Source organism: Mesorhizobium sp. M1E.F.Ca.ET.041.01.1.1 (genome assembly GCF_003997355.1).
Taxonomy (GTDB): domain Bacteria; phylum Pseudomonadota; class Alphaproteobacteria; order Rhizobiales; family Rhizobiaceae; genus Mesorhizobium.
In genome coordinates this window covers 1-2,479 of sequence record NZ_RZSL01000750.1, presented here as the reverse complement: position 1 = coordinate 2,479, position 2,479 = coordinate 1, and the positions used below count along the sequence as shown (strand labels likewise).

Here is a 2,479-nt window from a genome sequence, read left to right as displayed (position 1 = left end):
CCGGCACGGTGGTGATCTCGGCGGCGATCGAGGCAAGGAATTCCATTTCCTCCTCGTCGGAAAGCTGAGCGACTTCCGCCTCGATCGGCCTCGATGAGCCGGGCCTCAACAAGGTGATCCGCGCCGGCTACGAGCTCTTGCAGCTCATCACCTATTTCACCGTCGGGCCGAAAGAGACGCGCGCCTGGACGATCCACAAAGGCGATAAGGCGCCGCAGGCGGCCGGCGTCATCCACACCGATTTCGAACGCGGCTTCATCCGCGCCCAGACGATTTCCTACAACGATTTTATCACGCTGGGCGGCGAAGTGGCCGCCAAGGAAGCCGGCAAGGCGCGCGACGAAGGCAAGGAATATGTCGTCCAGGACGGCGACATCATGCTGTTCAAGTTCAACACGTAAGTCGTCGCGGCGGCTCGATTCCGCCAGTGGGCCTGCCCTCCGGCGGGGCGCCCCGCCGTCTGTCTTGACCTGGCAAGGTCGCGGGTCTAATCCGCTGGTGCCCACGGGCTGCCACAGCCCATGCGATCCTGACGGCGCTCGAACGAAATCTCTTTGGTCCAGCAAGGGAGACCCGGCGATGATCAAGGCCTTCGTCGTGGACAATGATCGCCTGCGCGTCACCGATGACCTCGTGCGAGACGGCGACAGGGTCGTCTGGGCCGACCTGTTCAACCCGAGCAAGGACGAAGAGGCCGTCATCGAGGGCTGGCTGGGCATCGCCATTCCGACGCGCGAGGAGATGGAGGAGATCGAGATTTCGAGCCGCCTCTACGTCGAGGATGGCGGCTACTTCATGACCGCCGTGCTGCCGGCCCAGACCGAGGGCGACGACCCCTTGATGTCGCCGGTGACCTTCGCGCTTGCTGGCAACAAGCTGATCACCATCCGCTACCACGAGCCCAAGGCCTTCAAGACCTTCCCGTTGCGCGCCGAGAAAGTCGCGACCGGCTGCACCACCGGTGACACCATCCTGATCGGTCTGCTGGAAGCGATCGTCGATCGGCTGGCCGACATCCTCGAGCGCGCCGGCCGCGATGTGGAAGCGATCTCGCGCGACATCTTCGAGGCGCGCTCGACCAAGGCCTCGAAGCGCAACCGCGATTTCCAGGAGCTCCTGAAAGGCATCGGCCGCAAGGAGGATCTCGCTTCCTCCATCCGCGACAGCCTGATCTCGCTGCAGCGCCTTGCCGGCTTCCTCACCCATGTCGCGGCCCAGACCAAGATGAGCAAGGATGTGCGGGCCCGCGTCAAGACACTGTCGCGCGACGTGCTATCGCTTGCCGACCACGCCACCTTCCTGTCGCAGAAGATCTCCTTCCTGCTCGACGCCACGCTCGGCATGATCTCGATCGAACAGAACGCCATCATCAAGATTTTCTCAGTCGCCGCCGTCATCTTCCTGCCGCCGACGCTGGTCGCCTCGATCTACGGCATGAACTTCGACCTGATTCCCGAGCTGAAATGGGAGTACGGCTACCCATTCGCCATTGCCTTGATGGTGATCTCGGCGATCCTGCCCTTCTGGTATTTCCGCCGGCGCGGCTGGCTCTGATTGCGTTATCGGCCGGCCGGCAATCGGCTGGCTTACCAGAAAGGACTTGACCAAATTGCCTTGGGCCTGCATCCGGGTTGCCCGACCTTAGGGATCACGCGTTCTTCAACCGGATTGCCGACATGACCGCAAAGACATGGGCCTTTGAGGATTTCGTCGAGGGCGCCTCGCTCAACCTCGGCAGCAAGGATGTGAGCGCTGCCGAGATCATCGAGTTCGCCAGCGAATTCGATGCCCAGCCGATGCATCTCGACGAGGACGCCGGCAAGGCAAGCATCCTGGGCGGCCTTTCGGCCTCGGGATGGCACACCTGCGCGATGTTCATGCGCATGCTGTGCGACGCCTTCCTGCTCGATTCGACCTCGCAGGGCTCGCCGGGCATTGACCTTGTGAAATGGAAGAAGCCGGTTCTGGCCGGCGACCGGCTGACCGGCAAGGTCACCGTGCTTTCCAAGCGCCCGTCCAAATCCCGGCCTCAGCTCGGCCTCGTCAGCATGCGCAGCGAGTTGTTCAACCAGCGCGGCGAATGCGTCTTCGAGCTCGAGAACACCGGCATGTTCCTCGCGCGTGATGCCGCACGGGGCCAATCATGATTTTGGACGAGTACTTCTTGATCGGCGAAACCGTCACGCTTGGCTCGCACAAATTCGAAGCGGACGAGATCAAGGCCTTCGCCCGCAAATACGATCCGCAGGTCTTCCATGTCGACGAAGAGGCGGCGAGGAAGAGCGTGCTTGGCGGGCTCTGCGCCTCCGGCTGGCACACCGCCTCCACCTGGATGAAATACAACCTCGAAAAGCGCATGGAGACCGAGGGTGTGCGCTGGACCGGCCCCGGTCCGCAGCCCGAATTCGGCCCCTCGCCAGGCTTCCGCAACCTGAAATGGCTGAAGCCGGTCTACGCCGGCGAGACGGTGACTTTCACC

The 2,479-nt window shown here is 62.8% G+C and carries 3 protein-coding genes and 1 pseudogene; all 4 read left to right on the top strand.

Translation table 11 applies throughout. The features are described 5' to 3' along the window. Nucleotides 1-401: pseudogene (locus EOA38_RS33565) on the top strand (DUF933 domain-containing protein); the annotation flags it as partial. Nucleotides 402-579: 178 nt separating this feature from the next. Then, complete coding sequence (gene corA, locus EOA38_RS33560) at nucleotides 580-1,554, top strand: magnesium/cobalt transporter CorA (protein ID WP_126092366.1); 975 nt, start codon at nucleotides 580-582, stop codon at nucleotides 1,552-1,554. A 122-nt stretch (nucleotides 1,555-1,676) separates the two neighbouring features. Continuing rightward, complete coding sequence (locus EOA38_RS33555) at nucleotides 1,677-2,147, top strand: MaoC family dehydratase (RefSeq protein ID WP_126092365.1); 471 nt, start codon at nucleotides 1,677-1,679, stop codon at nucleotides 2,145-2,147. Then, a partial coding sequence (locus EOA38_RS33550; protein WP_127301252.1) for a MaoC/PaaZ C-terminal domain-containing protein occupies nucleotides 2,144-2,479 on the top strand: 336 nt, incomplete at its 3' end. The genes EOA38_RS33555 and EOA38_RS33550, both read left to right, overlap by 4 nt.